Source organism: Bacillus sp. EB106-02-03-XG38, from assembly GCF_058792175.1.
Window position 1 is genome coordinate 1 of the sequence record NZ_JBYTED010000005.1, and the last position, 18,095, is coordinate 18,095.

Below are 18,095 nucleotides of genomic sequence, written 5' to 3' on the forward strand. Positions count from 1 at the left end.
TCCTTTTGCGCTTTGCTTTCCTTAACTCTTCAACTTGCAACATCGTTGCTCTTTCTCTTACCTATTCTGCTTTACTTGCACTCCTTTTGCGCTTTGCTTTCCTTAACTCTTCAACTTGCAACATCGTTGCTCTTTCTCTTACCTATCTCTCCTTACTTATATTCCTTTTGCGCTTTGTTTGCCCTACTTTCCCTTACTTACATTCCTTTGCGCTTTGTTTACCTTAACTCTTCAACTTGCAACACGTTTGCTCTTTCTCTTACCTATCTCTCTTTACTTACATTCCTTTTGCGCTTTGTTTACCTTATATTTCTCAACTTGCAACACGTTTGCGGTATCCTTGCCCTATTTCTTTCAACTTGCAACAGTATAATTTATTTCTCAACCAAGTAATTCTTAAAAAATCATGTCATTTTAAAGTTTTTAAGCTATTTTTCTCATATTTTGAATAAGTTACATACATAAAATGCAACATGTTTGCGGTATCCTTTCCCTAACTTCCCTACCATTTTCACTCTAATCCTTTATATACCAAGGGTTTAGGTACTTTTTCACTTACTTTTATACATATCACACAACTTGCAACACGTTTGCGGTATGCATACCCTTATTTTTCTCACAAGATGCAACACTGTTTGCGGTATCCTCTCCCTACTTTCAATCTATAAATGCCAACAAGTCCTTCTATATCAAGGTTAATCATTGTAATTCATTTTTTATGATTGTGTTCACCAACTTGCAACACGTTTGCGGTATCCTCTCCCTAACTTCCCTACAGATTTTAATATAATTCTTTATATACCAAGGGTTTAGGTACCTTTCCACTTACTTTTATACATATCACACAACTTGCAACACGTTTGCGGTATCCTTAACACAAAAAAAATTTATGAAATTCTCCTATCCCTTGATACAACTAGCTTCATGAGCTGTTGCAAGTTGCTATTTTTCTTCTTAAAGGAGCACCTTTTGCCAAATTTCGATTTGCTATAATCAAAATTGGTATATTTTATAGTATTCTGGCATACATTTCGAATTTTGCAGAACGGAGGTGAAAAAGATGGGGAAATCATTTGTGATACGTAATCAACGTAGCTTAAATGGTGAAAAGACAAACGCAGTTTTAGTCACACTAAAATCTTGGCAAAAGCTTGTGGAAACATTTGAGGAGAAATACTACAGCTATAAAGATACATATTTAGAAGATATTCTGCAGCACATGACATACGAAGAACGTATTGCTGACGTAGAAGGCTTTGTCGAAAAAGCCAAGCCATCTTTTTCACGTCGCGCAATGTCTGCAATTGCAGAAAAAACTGGAAGAAAACATAAATTATACGGTATTACGAATGCAGATCTTGAAGTATTCTTGTACCTACATAAAAAATGCTATACAAATGGTGTCATTCCAAATGTAACAATACATATGATGTGGGAAGATTACAAGCAATATAAAGAAGAATTTGCTTATATCCAACACTCTCAATTCTATATCGCATTAAAAAAATTAAACTTACATGACATTATCTCCATTGAAAATGGCGTAGATGGCCGATATACAATTAAACTGACTCATTTTATGAATGAGGAAACAGAAAAAGCAAATCCGTACGTATATATTAGTCCGGTTGTATTTACAAAGGATTTCTTTAAGCTATCTGTAGCGGCTAAGAAGCTATTCTTAGATATCGCAATGCAACAACATACAGAAACAACTTTAAAACGTTCTTTGGACAAGCAAGATGAAAGAGGCAACAAAACTCACTTTGGTGGGATGTATCGTTTCTTACATAAAAAATATCCGCATCAGATCCGTGCGGTTATCGAAGAATTAACAACTGCATTACCATGTACGGGGAATCCCCTATTCAAAATTTGCAAAATGCAAAAAGGTGTCAAGCATACAAAACGATATACAACATTATATCTGTCTATCCATTCAGACTTCTTATGTTCGAAAGAAGCTGGAGAAGAACAACACAGGGATCCATTTACACCAAAAGCTACCTATGCTCGTAAAGCGAAGTTCATTGAGTCAGTCCTACAAGAAATGAACATCGGTGAACTGTCTGCAGATATGAATAAATTCATTCATGTCTTAAAGCATACTTGTCATCGTCAAATTCGCAGTGTCATTCATGGGCTTCGTGACATGGTTGATCGAAAAGAAGGATATCCAAAGAAAATTGTATATACATTGAAAAAACTATTGCATCAAACATCTCAATATCAAATTCTTGATACTGCGGCGAAAGAAGGCATCTACCCTCTAATTGCGCAGCACATACCAAAAGAGAGAAATAGTGACCGTGAGCAAGCTGTCTTTAATTTTGGTCTACATTATTCTATGTACTCTCTTCATAACATTAAGAAGATGTTTAAAAATGTGCATGCACTACTGAAGCAAAAGTTTGCGGTACCAGTGACGGAAGAGTCTTATCACCGTAATTATCTAAAATACCAAGAAGAAACGTTATTTAGAAAATATGCATATGATCAGGGTGTGAATCTCCATGCATATATCGCTTTAGAAATTGAAATGCGTGAAAAACTAAAAGTTCTTGGCCATAAAGAACGTACGATTCCAAGTGATGTGCGTGAATGGTTTATCGAAGCTATTGATAAGCTGCCACAAGAAAAACTCCGTGTTATTGAGCTACCAAAGCAGTTTAATTTACTAGAGTTTATGCGTACCTTCGAACGTTTAGTACGTTCTGGTGTAACAATAACAGATCCGGATCAGGTGCTAACCGAAATGGAAATAAAATAAAAAGCTACAAGCTCTCTATTTTTGAAAAAATCAAAAGAGGAGGGCTATTCGTGTTTGTTTCATTAATACCCCTTTTCCAATTCTCTATTTATACATACCAAATCAGAAAGACTTCATGTAAAATGGAGTCTTTTTTTATGCATTTCTATACAAGTTCTCTTCTTTCTGTCCATAACTCTCCACATAATACTAATGCGTATTCTTCTTCCGTAATAAAACCTATCCTATTATATCTACAAAAAATCAGAAGGATATTTATAAAAACAGTGGATATGAGGACAATTATGATTAAATGTGAATAATATTTTCTCAATATCCCTGATAATACTAGTGTCGTTTATTTCATCTAATAAAAATCATCAATAATAATGTGATTTATGTGTAAATACTGAGTTATGTTAACAAATAGCTACATTTTCTGAACAAAATGTGGATAATTGAACGGGAGATACTGCCTTATTTACTAGACTAAAGAAAATACAGCCTATTCCCATAGTTGGATAAATATAAAGTGATTTGTATTAATTTCTTTCCGATTTCATGTAGAAACATATGATTTTCTTTCTGCTTTTTTGTAGAATTGAAATTCTAATAATCATTGAATCTACGGATACATTTTTTACTATTTATGATTTTTTAGGTTCTAACATCAAATTTTCCCTCGTGGGAGTAGATCTTTCCCCTATTTTTGATGACCTATAATAGTTTTATCTTTATTTCTTTTTAATATATAAGATATATATTTATAATAGATTTTATTATTACTAGTATGATTGTTAATAAGATGTCAGACCTAATTGATAATATTTGTTAATTTAGTTATAATAATGGTAATTAATGATAGCATTACCCTCATACAAAAGGACAAACCTACGTATCCCTAACAGGGCAAGGTTTGTCCTTTTTTCATTTTAGTAAACTATTATCATTAGGAGGATTAAATATGGCTGTACTAAAAGATATAACTTATATCGAGACGAATACATATAACGGGATTAGATTTTTCAAAGGGATATTTTGGGGAATAGTCTTTGTAGTTCCTTTTTGGAGTATTATGATAGCTTTATTCATTTGGCTTTGTAAATAATAATCAATATATCAAAAAGCAACTATGCGTAGCAAAAGACGAAAGCAGGTCTTCCCCCTACTTTCTGTTATAATACACCCAAAGAAATTAGGTGATTATAATGAAGGTGACAATTAATTTAGAGAAAATCTTAGAAGCTTTTTCTGCTTATTTGAATGAAGACAATAGGGTTAACTGAAAGACAGGCTAAATACCGACCTCTAATTATGGATAGAAACACTTGTATAATCAATTTAATAGTAAACTATGGTTTATCCTTGAAAGAGCTTGTATCGTTTAATATGAGCCATATACAGTTTGCTAGAAATACCTTCGTGGTATCTGGAGAAAATGGATTAACTAAGTCTGTCTCCTTAACTAAAGAAAATACACACCAGCTTTACAAATATTATACGACTATTCCGGAACCAGTAAAATCTTGACAACACACAGATAATCTCTCTATTTGTGGCATTTCATTTTAATCGAGGTACGTTTCGTTGGGTGTAGGAAAAGGATGCACCTAAAGTGCAGGGCAATACAATAAGTCCTAACTTGAAGACAACAAAAAAGGTTTCTTCAAGTCGATTAAAAATGTACATAGCAAAATAAGCTAATAATCCCCCTCTATGTTTCATAATTGAGGTTACTATAGCAAGATAATTTCTGATTTTTTTATTTATATATATTGTAAAAGGTGTATAGGTTTAGCTGATAATGATTGTTTGGCCGCTATCCACACCACAATGATTGTTGTTATAACGGATAAAAGTATGCCTAAAATAGACCAGGTCATATCTATTTTCATCGGCATTTGGAACAAGAAGCGAAAAATGATACCTGAAAAGGCTAATGCAATTCCAGCACCAACTAATCCGGCTGATAGGGAAATAATCGTATTTTCTAATAAAATGGATTTCATCAAATTACTAGAAGACATACCAACTGTTTTCATAATAGCAACATCCCGTGTCTGTTGCATTAAGCGGATGACAACTTAATTTCCAATTGTGAGAACAGCCGTTAAAAATGCAAACAGCGCTACAATTGAGAAGAAAGCACTTTGCATTTGAATAATATACTGAAGACTATCGATTGCTGTAGCAGAAATGGAATATGCCATTTCTGAACTAGGAAGTTTTTCATTTAACTTTGTTAATATAGCATTTGTTTTTTGTGGATCACTATCTAAAGAATAAGTAATTCGGCTGGGTTTCCCATATGTAGCTAATGTTTCAGTTGGGATACGGATGCCAACTGTTTTCACTACACCAGATTTAAAGAAACCTATAATTTCGCAGTTTACTAATTCATTTCCAATTTGAATATCAACTGTATCACCAATTTTCATACCTAATTTCTTATAGCTGTCCAAAAGAACTGCTTTTTTCCCCTTTGCATCCGATAGAGATAAATCACGTCCTTCGGAAATCGTATAAGCTCTAGAATTAAGGGTTGTATCCACTCCCTCTATAGAAATTTTAGTTGAACTAAAAATTTATCGTTTTCCGATAGAAGACTCCTTCCTCAAAAGTGTGAAGGGGTGAAACACCAATTTTAGGTGGGAGATGAATGTCGGTTGGCATAAGCCAACATGTTTGCTATCATTTACTTGTACAGATTGCTCTTTGAAAACTGAAGATATGAGGTTGGTTGCAGAAAAACGTTGCAACCGTAAAATCTTCAACGTTCTTTCGCCCCATACTTGCCGAAGTTGCGAAAACCAAGCTAAAGTAGGTAGTGTGGTGAGTCAACGTACAAGATACTTATGTTTTCACCGTAGGGACTACGGGTAGAGCCTGCTAAGATAACCGGTGGATACACCGGTGTTCGCAGGAATCTCCCACTTCAAACAGTCCGTAAGGACGTTAAGTGGTGAATAGTTCAAAACGTTACTTCATCTCAAAAATGAACAAATATCTTTTCCTATTCATTTTTTTCATAAACTACAGAAAAAAAGACATTGAACCAATTAGTTCAATGTCTTCTCGCCTCTTACATATTTGTATATTCAAAGTACAATTTTTCTGGTTTTCCATACATGTTAATTTCATCTTGATATATAGCAGCCAATTGTTGAGGCACCTCAATGTTTTCCATATAAGATAATGAATCAGCTGCCTCTATTTTTTCTTTAATTTCATTAGGAATAACTGTGTAAGATAAACTCCTCATCTTACTTCCTAACTTAGTATCGGTAGCAGCTTCATAATAAATTTCGGTAATTAAGACCTCATTATCATCTGGATTATACATATATCCTCGGTTAACTGTAATCATATTATAGTGCTCCTCTCACATTTTGTTTTCTAATTCCTTGTGCTTTTAGCATTGCAACGAGTACCTTATTTCTATATAAATTCCCTAGTGCATAATTTTCATATTCCATTATTTCTCTACTCTACCATAAATTATCATTAAATATCTTTTTTCGTTTTGAATTCAAAAAATCTTAACAATGCTAAAGAGTTAAGCTATGAATTCATTCTTTATTGTACTATTCCTACAAGAGTATAAGGACTGCCAGTAATTTTTATCTCATTACAGGTATCCTGTAGTAATCTTAATGTTTCATATCCATTATGAATGATTTTAGTTTGTTCGGTTGAACTTAATTTTTGATAGTTTAGCTATTTCACACAATCGCAATCATGTACGCTTCCTTTAAATAAAACTTACTGCTCCATAAGAAATACGAGCACATATTACTCTCACATTCTTTTTCTTAAGCCATACTTTGTAAAGTTCCATATGATACCTCCTCTAATTTAAACAAAAAAGCACAATATATGTGCTTTTTTCATTTAGCATATTATTAGCCCAAAAGGTCTATTTACAAGTGATTCCTAACTTAAAAACAACATAAAAAGGGCTTCTTTAAGTCGATTGAAAATGTGCATAGCAAAATAAGCTATATACATTAATCGGCTCAAAGAAGCCCTTTCATAATTGAAACAAGAATACAACCTGCTTCTACAACTCAACCACAACTCATAAGGCGTGGGAATAAACGGAATCAATTAAACAATAAACATACGTTTATATTAAACTATTTTTATATTGTATTCAATTGTTTTAATTGAACGAATATAAGAAGAGGTTTTATATGCAGTTGTTATATATATTGAATAATAATGTCCCTACTTCCCCTGCTATAAATCCCCTCTTATTTTCGGTTCTCGGTGTTACTTCATGTACTGCATTTCAAAATAAAGTTTTTCTGGTTTTTGATTTTGGTCTAAATAAAAAAGTATTTCTCTAATAGTTTCTTTTTTAACTTCAATATTTTCTATATAGGACTTACTTTCATTTTCTTGAACCTTTCGGAAAATAGCAGTAGGTAGTTTTACTGCACCAAATACCCCCATTTTACTTCCTAGCTTTTTAGCTGAAGCAGCATCGTAGAAAATTTCATTTACAATTACTTCATTATCATCTGGATCGTACATGTACCCTCTTTGTATGCGTAGCAATGTATTACTCCTTTCTTGTATATTTTATTTTAATAATAACAACATCTATATATCATTGTTGTTAAAACAGGCATCAAGTAGTATTATTTCGTAAAATCTGTACTTTGTATAGAGGTAGACATGGGATAATTAGCTCTCTTAAGTTGTTTATAAATATTTCATGCTTTTTATACAATAAACAAGCCACCCTCTAAAAGAAAGCAATAGCTTGTAAGGGTGGCTTAGTTTATTGTGAATAGCTTTGTATTTAATTGCTTAATCTTTCCTTCTGCAAGAGGTTGATAAAAGGCATGTTGTAATCCTTCTACATGTAACGTTTCTCCTATACATAGTAATACTTTACCAGGAATTAGATCGAGTAGTAGTTCATTATTAATTTGCTTTGCTTGTTTTTCAGTAGAAATATAAATAACTAGGATTGTAGGGTTATTCCCTAAATCGTTCATAATAACATCCTTACCTGACTCTACGAAATCTCTCCATCTAGCGATAATTTGTCTTAAGCGATCTTTTTTATCTGTTAATAAGGTAGAGTATACAACAAAATTAAATTCTTGATTTACTCCTCCCTGCACAGTAAAACTTAAAGGAGGGGTAAAAATCCCTTTACTAATAGATGGATGCATAATATGCCCTATAAAGGAAGGAGCATAACGCAGGTGGCAAAGTAGGTCTATATCATGCCAATAGCGTAGATGAACATATTTACCGTGATTATCAAGACGCTCTGGAGCAAAGAAGAACATATTACCTTTCCAGTATTTTAAGATCTTGTAACCATTATCGGATAATGTATATGTTTCTTCAAAGATTTCCAAATCAAAACTCTTAACCCGCCATTTTTCAATTAGACGATAGTAAAGTAATCCTTGAAGTGCATCATTTATTTTCTTACGTGAGTATTTGTTCTTGAATAAATATAGTAAATGATTGAATCGAACAGATGTATGAACACCAATGAAAGTGAGTATGGCATACTGTTCCTCTGTCAAACGCTGCTTAAACTTAACCAATTCTTCATAAGAATGGAATACATAGAATTTATCCAGTCCATGTATTCGATATATTTGAAGTCCCTGTACATCCTCATTTGATAAATGAGGAATAGATGGTACATAAGTAGGCAATTGTTTCTCTATTGTACGCATAATCATTCATTAAAATTGGTAAATTGATGAATTAGATTTTTTACTCTGCCCTTGGGGATAATTTAGGATACGTACAGTTCCTTTTCTATTTTTGGCATCAATATTAAGCAGCTCACATGTAACAATCGTTTGGTTTATTGCATCTTCTGTAGTTGGGTTGGCAAGATTACGGCTCTTTAGTCCTTTAAACTGAATACCTGGTGCAACTTCTACGAAAATACCAGCAATTGCATCTACCCCTACTATTTTACCTACAAAGCGGTCACGGCGTTTTTTTAGCTCTAATAGCTTATCCATTGGGTCTGTTTCTAGTTTCTTTTTATTTCCTCTAAATTCATAACGACCATTCTTTTCTACTACTTTATCAATGATAAGTTCTACAACATCACCAATCACAATATTCTCTGGACGTACAAAGGAGTGTGACCATTGGGAATACCTCACTCCTACGGTTACACCATGAACCTCAACTAAAACAGTTTGTGCAGATGGAATATGTCCAGAGACAGTTCCTGTGTATACTTTATTCCCCTCTTGTGCAGTTGCTTCTTCATACAACCTCTTTTGAAGTGCTAGTTCTCCCGCGGTAATAGATACGACGGCGAAGTTACCTTCTTCAGTTCTTTGGAAGTGCTCAATAATAACAGGCTTCGTCCTTCCTACTAGCCACTGAGGGTTTTTAGGAATATTGATTCCAGCCTCTGTAATGGGACAGTATGCAGTCGTATGAGTACCGATTTCAATTGTAAGTACTTGTATACGCTCTGATGTACCATTTTTAGTTGGAAATAGTTTTTCAGAAACGACAGTAATTAATCCTTTCCCTACAATACGCTCACGTTTCATACGAGCTAATTCTTCTAATTCATGCTCTCGTACTCGTTCAAATTGATTAAAGGTTATTTCTACATGCATTTCCTCTATATTGTTGTTCTCTGGTTCAAAAGCCATCCCTAGTTCTTCTGTAATTTGAGTGTTTACTTTACCTTCTGCCATCATATTTTCCTCCTAGAACGTAAAAAAGGACACACCTGTACCGTTGGAATGGTACGTAAGGTGTGTCCTTCACGTAAGTTATGCTTTATTTGTATAGTTATTAATTTAAATATAATGGTATTATATAATTTTTGCAAGTATAAAATTAGTATGAGTTTAGATGTAGTAAAAGATTATCGTATAAGAGTTAAAACATATAATCCAATTGGATAGCTTATTTCTGACGAAACAGTGAATAGAAGAATTACAACTCTTTTATACTGGCTAAGTTCCATAGACAGTGGATAAAAAAGGGTGCTAATAATGAATTTGTTTTTTTATATATAAGGCTAGTTACAACACTCAAGATAAATGGGAAAATACGATGATATATCCCAAAAATACATATAAGTAATTTTTAAAGTTGGTAAAAAATGACCAATGAATTTTTTTAAGCATATATTGTCTTGCTTTTGTAGGAAGAAAAAACACTATCAAAAAAATCAGGGTTATTATAAAAGAATCAGTCATTTGAGTATATATTGTAATATTGAATAAGTATTCAAAGAGTTTTAAAAGAGTTTTAAAAGGAAAACTACTCCTATAAACATTAGGGTACAGTACATTGAACTATTCACCACTTAACGTCCTTACGGACTGTTTGAAGTGGGAGATTCCTGCGAACACCGGTGTATCCACCGGTTATCTTAGCAGGCTCTACCCGTAGTCCCTACGGTGAAAACATAAGTATCTTGTACGTTGACTCACCACACTACCTACTTTAGCTTGGTTTTCGCAACTTCGGCAAGTATGGGGCGAAAGAACGTTGAAGATTTTACGGTTGCAACGTTTTTCTGCAACCAACCTCATATCTTCAGTTTTCAAAGAGCAATCTGTACAAGTAAATGATAGCAAACATGTTGGCTTATGCCAACCGACATTCATCTCCCACCTAAAATTGGTGTTTCACACCTTCACATTTTTGAGGAAGGAGTCTTCTGTCGGAAAACGATAAATTCTTAGATTTTTTGATATCTACCACCATCTATTCCATTTATTTCTATTTATGTATATTTTTTACACAATAATTAGTTTTATTTTATCATATTTTAGGTAAGATTATTGTTTTAAAAATTATATAAATTTATCGAGATGTAGGGTTTGAATATTAATAGACTAGTTTTCGATATTACCAAATATATCATCCAGACTTTTACTCATAACATTGGATATATTGGTCTTTGGTTGCTCATTTTTGTTAAGCTGTGATTGCGTATTGTTATACTTATTTTTTTGTTGGGATTTCAAGCGATTTTGTTGTTCTTTATAGCTCATGGATTTATATTCACGCTGTTCCTCATCATTTCTAATGGTCCCTATCATGTTTTTTTCTAAGTTTTGATGAACAGTAAGGCTAATAGATTCGTAAACTTTTGCAACTTCCTCTTCAAGCTTATTCTCTTCAATGTGATTAACCGTTTTTGTAACTGGAATCGTACTGATCTCTACATTTTCTTTTTTTTCTTTTAAAATTGGGGTAGATTCTATATTTGTTTTTGCATCCCCTGTTATTGAAATTGAAAGTTCATTTTCTGGGGATTCTTCTGGAAATGTTGCAGTCTCATCAGAAATTTCGGAATGAATTATAGAGTCTTTGTTCCACTCTTGTTCTAATGTAGTAATAGATAATTCTTTGTTCATTTCCTCTACTTCCATGTTTGTTTCAGGGCATTCTTCTATATGAGGTAATTCTACACTTATGACTTCCTCAATATGTTCCTCCGGGACTGTATTAGTTATTTCAGGACTTACACTTTCTATTGATATTTCTTCTAATACTGGCAATTCGCCATTTCGTTGTAAGGCGTCTATTAATCTCGATGCACGTGTATAAGTTATTTTAAAATTGTCCTGCAGTAAAGAGATAGACGTGGTACCAGCTTTTTTTACAAAAGTTAAAACATCGTCATATAGAATATCTTTAAAGAAACTTGTCTCTCCTTGCGTAACCTCGTTGTCTTCGCCTGAAATGGCTACCTTTTGTGAATTAGTATTCTCTATACTTTTATCAAGTAATTGGGTAGTATTAACATCTGATTCTCTTGGTAATATTGGTATACTATTATCATTTGAAATTAGAACTGTACGAGGGCCATTCCCTGCATAAGAACTTACAACTTGATTTTGTTCTAACTTCTCAATAAATCGAGCAGCTTTCATATAGCTAATTTTAAATTTTCTTTGCAGAAAGGCTGGAGAGACTTGTTGTGATTCAATAACGAATTCTTTAATTTCTTTATACAATTTATTTTCAGCCTCTTCTTTATCAACCTCGATCTGTTCGCTGACAACTGCAGAATCGTTTGATGAGATTGTACTTTCGGATTTATGTCCCCTATAATTCTCCAATGATACAATGTATTGTTGCTCACCTTGTAATTTTATTGGTATATCTTTCTCCATTTCCTCATCTTGCATAGGGAATAAAGGGAGAAATTCTTTCATCTTCTCTGCATCTACATGCTGCATAGGATTTGCTTTGACGATAGATTCATTAATAAGACGGAGACGTTCATTTTCCCAATATCGTCCTATTTCCATATCTACCTGAATAATCGCTTGAATAAATTCTTCTTTTGGTACAAAGTTACTCGTAATTTGTTGTACGGGTTGGACATGATTGTCTTGTACAATACGGGCAGCACAGATGAATGCACCTTGTGCCATGATATCTCCTGGTGACATAATAACTTCTTTTGTTTTCTGATAGGTTGATCCTAATCGACTAACAGGATTCTCTTGCATAGGAGAAATACCTTGTTCGGATTCCGCCTCTTTAAATTCCTCTTTTTCACCAAACATGTCAGAGAAGATTTTTGCATCATATGGTGTTACATCTCCAAATATCATTTTGTTACGGAATGAGCCCAGTAAGGTAAACATGTATTGCTCTGTGAAGTCGAGAGCTAATTGAGATAGTGTTTGGCTAGCAATTGTTAGAATTACTTTATATTTACGAGATTGTGCAGGGAATTCTTTAAATGGCCGCACCACATAATCCGGAAACTCATCGACAATAATGTGATGGTAAGGTGAGATATTTGGGGCTCTACGGAATACTGCATTCTGCATACTTAACAATATAAATTTTCCTAATACATTTGAAAGGTCTGCCAACTCCCCTTTTGCTGTATTAACAAGTAAAATGCCACCCTGCTCTAAATGAACATCAAAATCAAAATCAGATGTTCCAAATAAAACGCGTCGTATTAAAACGTTTGAAGCTAAATCTTTTAAGATATTACGTAAACCTTTAACATATTCTTCTTCTCTGTCATAATGCATTGGTTGTCCGCGATATTTCCCTGATTTATAAACTGCTGGTTCTCCTTGGAAGCCTGTTTTTTCACGAATGGTATTATCAAACCATTCATCAATACCTTTTATAATTTTATATTCATTTTTTTGGTCACGTGAAGCATCCCCGCTTCGAACAAAATCATATAACTTCTCTACTTGTACCTTTAAAAGTTTATGCATACGATGGACACGTTCTACATCATCATACATCTCAATTAAGTCGTCGAAGGTAACATCTTTTTGTGGGTTGTGTAGTTTTAGTAAATAGATATGTTGTTTAAGGTGGTTACGCTGGGCCTGTTCAAAGAACGCATTGTTAGATTCAGACAAACCTTGAATAACCATTGCGAAAACCTCTGCTACTTTATCAACTGGTCCTCGCAGAATGTTTATATTTTTGGTATCAGGATTAGTTGGATCGATATAATAAACAGAACTTGCAGGGATCTTATGTGCTTGTACCAACTTAAATACTTTTTGACATAAATCATTACTAGGTTCAATAACAGTCACACCATTTAAATATGTTCCTTTTACTTCTTCTGTATCATAATCATTCTTTTTATACGCTGTTTCAAACTTATTTATGAAACGTACCATCCAGTGTAAATCTTGATTTATCATAGGAATAATTAAACTTGATGTTTTACCAGAACCAATCGGACCAATAATAATTCCATTTAGCGTTCTATCTTTCCCCTTAATACGAACCATCTCTTTATGCTCAATATGAGGCCCAATTTCTACATCAGGATATATTTGTTCTTCTTGGCTATTAAACCATTTTTGCAACTTGTGATTTTTATATTCGTATTGTTGTGCCCACTTTAATATCTCCCCTTGGTAACGAACAATATGGCCACTATACCAAAGTGTAAACAAAATCATAAATACTGTGGGTAAAAATACAAAAATCAAAGTGAGTGTGTGAAAATTTCCTGTTAAAACCTGACCTATTGCCTCGTATTCACCAAAATTAATATGTTTTAATTTATCCGTGAGATAAGGAATAACCTTTGCATGGATCGGGGCAGTTGCAAACCATAAAAATTGGATATCAATTGCAATGTGAGAGGTAATTAAAATTAACAAATTTCCATTTTTGACATGTAAAGCAGGAATGCGGCTATAAAACCTAAAGCTAAATTCTCCTAATAGTAAAGAGAAGAACATTAAAATAAGCGGTATATATGTAATTTCTATAGGATAAGAAGGTGGTTCAAATGCATAGTAAAGTAACTTTATGTAGTTTACTAGACCGAATCCAAATGAAAAAATAAATCCACTAATTAAGGTGAGTGTAGTAAATAACGGTAACCGTTGTTTAAGTGTCCCCATAGAAAATCACCTACATCTTACAGGTATATTTGAATTTTATGATGGAATGTGAAGCGATTATTGAATTCAGGTTTAAATTGCTCTTTTGATTTTTCTAAAAAGAATTTCGCCGCATCTTCGGTTTGTTTTAAATATAAATCAATACTACTTCTTTCACATAGTTGGTCATATTCTTCTTGAGAAAGTACTGCAATATTCACCTCTATTTTTTTATTTGTTGCTGTTTCAATTATGACATCGTACCAAAAGTAATTTGGCTTTCCAGGAACTTGGATATCTTGTAAAGAAACATTAAACGTTGCACCCTCTTCTGTAATATGTTTAAGTACAAGTTCTGGGTTCTTAAATGCTTCTCTTGCAGAGAGCACTCCCCCATTCGTTGTTGTTGCAAATTGTAAATTCATTATCATCTTCCACCTTTCTCCATACAAAAAAAAGACAAGCGACACCCACTGTAAAAACAGCGTGTGTCGCTTGCCTTAATTTCATATGTTCTGATTTGATTGTAGTTTTCATTATATGTTCAAACGTTATTCTAACACTTTAAATAATGAAAATCAATAAAATTATATAGATTTATATAGAAAATAATAGATTAATATAATTCTACAAGTTTACGTCTTTTCGGATGAATGTTATTTGCGGTACGTACCAGGATCTGTTCATCCGCTTCTATAGTGACACTTTCATTTTGTAAGGATAGCAGTAGAACGTTGTGATAAGCGTTCATTAAAAGAATATCTCTAGGTTTTTCACGTTTCGGATAAATAACAACAAGTGGAACGCCTTCGACTCCTTCTTTTTTTGAAAATATGACATCGTCTAGTCTAGCAATCATCCGGTAATCATTTTCATTTCCGAAAATAAAGAAGAAATCTTGGATAACATCTTTATCTCTCTTATACGTTCGTCGAAGGCCTCCATCTATTGGTTCTTTGAACGCTTGAACCCTTTCAACAAATGCGTAACGCCAATCGGCATCTCCTACTGAACGTTGAGATAAAGATAAAAGAATATCTTGTTCAAAGTTATGATTATCATCTTTTCCAAGGATGATATCTGAAATTACATCTCCAGCATTTTTAAGTGAGCAGACGTGTATATGTAGATTGGGTAGATTCATTAACATTTCATGATATTTCCGTATGGAAAATAATAGATTTTTCATACGCACGTATGGTGGTTCAGCATCTTCGGCAAGGAACATAGATTTGTCGTACATAACAAAAACAACGGTTATATTCTCATTCGTTTTTTGTGAAAATTCTATATACTTACCTACTTTTTCAACTAAGGTAGCATTTGTTTCTTTACACATATCCATCTCGATATAGATATTTTTATCTAGATATGAAATATGTTCATCAGGAATCAAAGGCAACTGGTCATCCTCAATTGTCATATTTTGTTTCTGGTAAAAAGAACGAATATCCATTTTATATAATACTTCATTGGTTTGAGCTTTCTTTGTAGTCGCTAGAAGAGTACGGATAATGACTTCGCGTGAACATACTGTGTGAAAAGAAGTTGCTCGTGAGTACCTTCTTTTGGAACTTTTTTTAGGAATTCTCCCTATCTCCATTAGAAATTCAATTGTTTTTTCTTTTAAGGCAAATAAGGCGCGTTTCGTAATACTGTCATCCCTTTTATCTATTTTTTTAGTTAGCAAAGCTCCGTATTGTGAGTATCGATCAAGCTTTGTAAATATGCTAGCTTCAGAACATTCTCTTCCCTCAAATGCACTATATAACATTGTGATTTGTCGTGTTGTAAGAGCTCTTTTGTAATATAAAACTGTTAACATAAAAACGTCTGCTTCTTTTAAGTGAAAATGTTTTTTGGTACCTGGACGTTTATATTTATACACTTCTCCGGACAAAGTATACACCTCTTATATTAAATTAGACTTAAAATAAATACCTATCATTTTTAATATACTATTACATCGATATAGTGGTTGTAAAATAAGAAAACATGAATAAGAGGTTTTGCTTTTCAGAGATACCCAATTTTGCACACCAGAGTTGGGATGGTAATTACACTTATAAATCTCTTATAGATTATGGGTTTATGCGGATCTATTAAACCTTTCGTATTGTTAGGCCGGTATACTACTAGACATCTAACAATAGTTATAATGAAATTTCGTTAATAAAATAATGTTATGGCGTCCTAACATTTATTAGATAGGAATAATAACATTTTAATTGATTACAATTATTCAAAAATTATAATGAGACTTTTAATAGCAAAAAGTAGCTTTCCCAATATTTTTTAGAAAGTAAGCTTTTTGTTAGAGTGCTCTCTCTTACGTTTGTTACAGATTCATTGTGAAAATTTAACTTATTCTTTTATGTGTTCTATCTTATAAAATATTTAGATAAAAAATTAATGAGTATGTCTACATGTGCTTAACAAAAAGGTTCCATTCACATGAAATTAATTAGTTGTTAATTTTATGTGAAGTTCTAATTGCTATCATTATTTCTACTAAATTAATAATACTTTTAGTGTAATGTAAGTATCACTTTGATGTTAATAAGATAAGAACTTACTGTTAATAATTCAATTTACAGAAATGTTCCTTTTCCATAGCGATGATGCAAATTTTTAGCATTATACTATTTGAATGTCTTAGTATAAGAGATTATTTACAGGGATTTTAAGGACTATTGCATTAGTCAGCTTAAACGCTGGCTCTCTTTTTAACATGTTAATTATAATCTGAGATGATTTCTGTTGTTCATATGAAATTAACAGCCTCTTCTAATGGCTTTCTAAGAGTGACTGAAATTGACATGGAATTGTATTCAAATGAGGCACAGAGCATATTTTTTCTGTCAACATATACATTCATGTAAACTAACAAGTACTAGGTAAAGAACAGCGCATTAACATAACATTAACAATTATCGTCCTTATAAGAGATAGATCCCTTCAGACCAATTAAGTAATAAAAAAACTTAGTGTGAATTGTTATAAGATCTTCATGAAATCTCTTTAGTAAAATATATACACGCGTATGATAGTAGGTGCTTGGATATTGAATATTTTAGATGCGATTTATATAAGTTGTATAAATAAAATTTATATATAAAACCTATTTATACAGCTTATATAAGATAATATTAATTAATTTTTATAAATAAAATTTGATTTATCTTTGTTATAACAGCGTTTATGTATACGACTTATATATAAAACTTATATATAAGTCGTATACATATTTTTGTAAGTTTCATGTTAATAAAAACGAGTGGTTTTTTATGTGTTTTTATCAGTTTTTTCTATAGTGATTTATTACAATTAATTAAAATGTAAATCACATGAAATTTAAGATTGATATAACATGTATACGCGTTATATATACGCTGTATATGAAAAGCCTTATAAAACATAGATTCTTTATAGGTTTATTGATACAAGTCTTATATATAAGACCTATATATAAGTTTTATTTATAATGACTTGATATACGACGTGTAATGATGTACTATGTTTCTAGGAATAATTAACCAATGTTTTAAGGGGGGGACAACTTGAACGAGGTTTTAAGTGAAAAATATCAAACAATCAAGTTTGCAGATGAAGTAGTAAACATGTTTGCTGATATACTTGAACAAGATGAAATACTCTACAGTGTATTTCTATACATAGGAAACGTAGTAAATAAACAATTTCAAGAGACAAAGTACATGAGGGGCATATCGATTAATGAAATAGTGGAAAATGTAGTTATTGATAGGAGAGTAAAGAAGAAAAAAGGTAAATCCTATTCATTAGAAGTTGAACGTACAAATATATCTAGACGTTCAGCCGAAATAAGTGTGAGTACACTATCATCAATGTCTTTAATCTTTGAAAAGACTATGCATCCATATAAATTTTTAATCTCAACTTATAGAGGGCAACAAGTACTTATTGAGTTAGGGAAAAGAAAAAAGGTAAATAAGGAGAGATAAAAT

General features: G+C 32.5%; 11 protein-coding genes and 3 pseudogenes. 5 read left to right on the top strand and 9 right to left on the bottom strand.

The features are described 5' to 3' along the window. The 4 genes and pseudogenes from AC3WTI_RS20875 to AC3WTI_RS20890 all read left to right on the top strand — a co-directional run. Positions 1–227 (top strand): annotated as a pseudogene (locus tag AC3WTI_RS20875) (hypothetical protein); the annotation flags it as partial. A gap of 833 nt (positions 228–1,060) precedes the next feature. Continuing rightward, entirely contained in the window at positions 1,061–2,770 is a 1,710-nt protein-coding gene (locus AC3WTI_RS20880; protein ID WP_097842116.1) for a hypothetical protein, read from the top strand. Between the two features lie 943 nt (positions 2,771–3,713). Further along, positions 3,714–3,857: a hypothetical protein gene (locus AC3WTI_RS20885; RefSeq protein WP_164468707.1), complete on the top strand. Its 144-nt coding sequence runs from the start codon at positions 3,714–3,716 to the stop codon at positions 3,855–3,857. 155 nt (positions 3,858–4,012) lie between these two features. Further along, positions 4,013–4,343: pseudogene (locus tag AC3WTI_RS20890) on the top strand (integrase); the annotation flags it as partial. Between the two features lie 172 nt (positions 4,344–4,515). Here AC3WTI_RS20890 and AC3WTI_RS20895 read toward each other — a convergent pair. The 9 genes and pseudogenes from AC3WTI_RS20895 to AC3WTI_RS20935 form a co-directional block, all read right to left on the bottom strand. After that, a pseudogene (locus tag AC3WTI_RS20895) lies at positions 4,516–5,331 on the bottom strand (FtsX-like permease family protein); the annotation flags it as partial. A 500-nt stretch (positions 5,332–5,831) separates the two neighbouring features. Further along, complete coding sequence (locus tag AC3WTI_RS20900) at positions 5,832–6,116, bottom strand: hypothetical protein (RefSeq protein ID WP_097842104.1); 285 nt, start codon at positions 6,114–6,116, stop codon at positions 5,832–5,834. 905 nt (positions 6,117–7,021) lie between these two features. Then, positions 7,022–7,309, bottom strand: a complete 288-nt coding sequence (locus AC3WTI_RS20905; protein ID WP_097842103.1) for a hypothetical protein — start codon at positions 7,307–7,309, stop codon at positions 7,022–7,024. 221 nt (positions 7,310–7,530) lie between these two features. Beyond that, entirely contained in the window at positions 7,531–8,457 is a 927-nt protein-coding gene (locus AC3WTI_RS20910; RefSeq protein ID WP_097842102.1) for a hypothetical protein, read from the bottom strand. A 9-nt stretch (positions 8,458–8,466) separates the two neighbouring features. After that, positions 8,467–9,453: a S1 RNA binding domain protein gene (locus tag AC3WTI_RS20915; RefSeq protein ID WP_048530093.1), complete on the bottom strand. Its 987-nt coding sequence runs from the start codon at positions 9,451–9,453 to the stop codon at positions 8,467–8,469. 244 nt (positions 9,454–9,697) lie between these two features. Next, a complete protein-coding gene (locus tag AC3WTI_RS20920; RefSeq protein ID WP_253621798.1) occupies positions 9,698–9,799 on the bottom strand; it encodes a CPBP family glutamic-type intramembrane protease in 102 nt (33 codons plus the stop codon). Between the two features lie 809 nt (positions 9,800–10,608). Further along, entirely contained in the window at positions 10,609–14,130 is a 3,522-nt protein-coding gene (locus tag AC3WTI_RS20925) for a DNA translocase FtsK (protein ID WP_144488558.1), read from the bottom strand. Positions 14,131–14,147: 17 nt separating this feature from the next. Next, positions 14,148–14,534: a hypothetical protein gene (locus AC3WTI_RS20930; protein WP_048530099.1), complete on the bottom strand. Its 387-nt coding sequence runs from the start codon at positions 14,532–14,534 to the stop codon at positions 14,148–14,150. 191 nt (positions 14,535–14,725) lie between these two features. Beyond that, positions 14,726–16,009, bottom strand: coding sequence for a replication-relaxation family protein (locus AC3WTI_RS20935; RefSeq protein ID WP_097841295.1), 1,284 nt, complete (start codon positions 16,007–16,009; stop codon positions 14,726–14,728). A 1,660-nt stretch (positions 16,010–17,669) separates the two neighbouring features. On the opposite strand from AC3WTI_RS20935, the gene AC3WTI_RS20940 reads away from it, so the two are divergent. Next, the gene (locus tag AC3WTI_RS20940) at positions 17,670–18,092 is read left to right on the top strand and encodes a hypothetical protein (protein WP_001006727.1); all 423 of its coding nucleotides are present in this window, start codon (positions 17,670–17,672) and stop codon (positions 18,090–18,092) included. The last annotated feature ends 3 nt before the right edge of the window (positions 18,093–18,095 follow it).

What these genes read in the sequence shown, in the direction of transcription:
- AC3WTI_RS20880 (WP_097842116.1), top strand. Translation starts at nt 1,061, where the DNA reads ATGGGGAAATCATTTGTGATACGTAATCAACGTAGCTTAAATGGTGAA.
- AC3WTI_RS20885 (WP_164468707.1), top strand. Translation starts at nt 3,714, where the DNA reads ATGGCTGTACTAAAAGATATAACTTATATCGAGACGAATACATATAAC.
- AC3WTI_RS20900 (WP_097842104.1), bottom strand. Translation starts at nt 6,116, where the DNA reads ATGATTACAGTTAACCGAGGATATATGTATAATCCAGATGATAATGAG.
- AC3WTI_RS20910 (WP_097842102.1), bottom strand. Translation starts at nt 8,457, where the DNA reads ATGCGTACAATAGAGAAACAATTGCCTACTTATGTACCATCTATTCCT.
- AC3WTI_RS20915 (WP_048530093.1), bottom strand. Translation starts at nt 9,453, where the DNA reads ATGGCAGAAGGTAAAGTAAACACTCAAATTACAGAAGAACTAGGGATG.
- AC3WTI_RS20925 (WP_144488558.1), bottom strand. Translation starts at nt 14,130, where the DNA reads ATGGGGACACTTAAACAACGGTTACCGTTATTTACTACACTCACCTTA.
- AC3WTI_RS20930 (WP_048530099.1), bottom strand. Translation starts at nt 14,534, where the DNA reads ATGAATTTACAATTTGCAACAACAACGAATGGGGGAGTGCTCTCTGCA.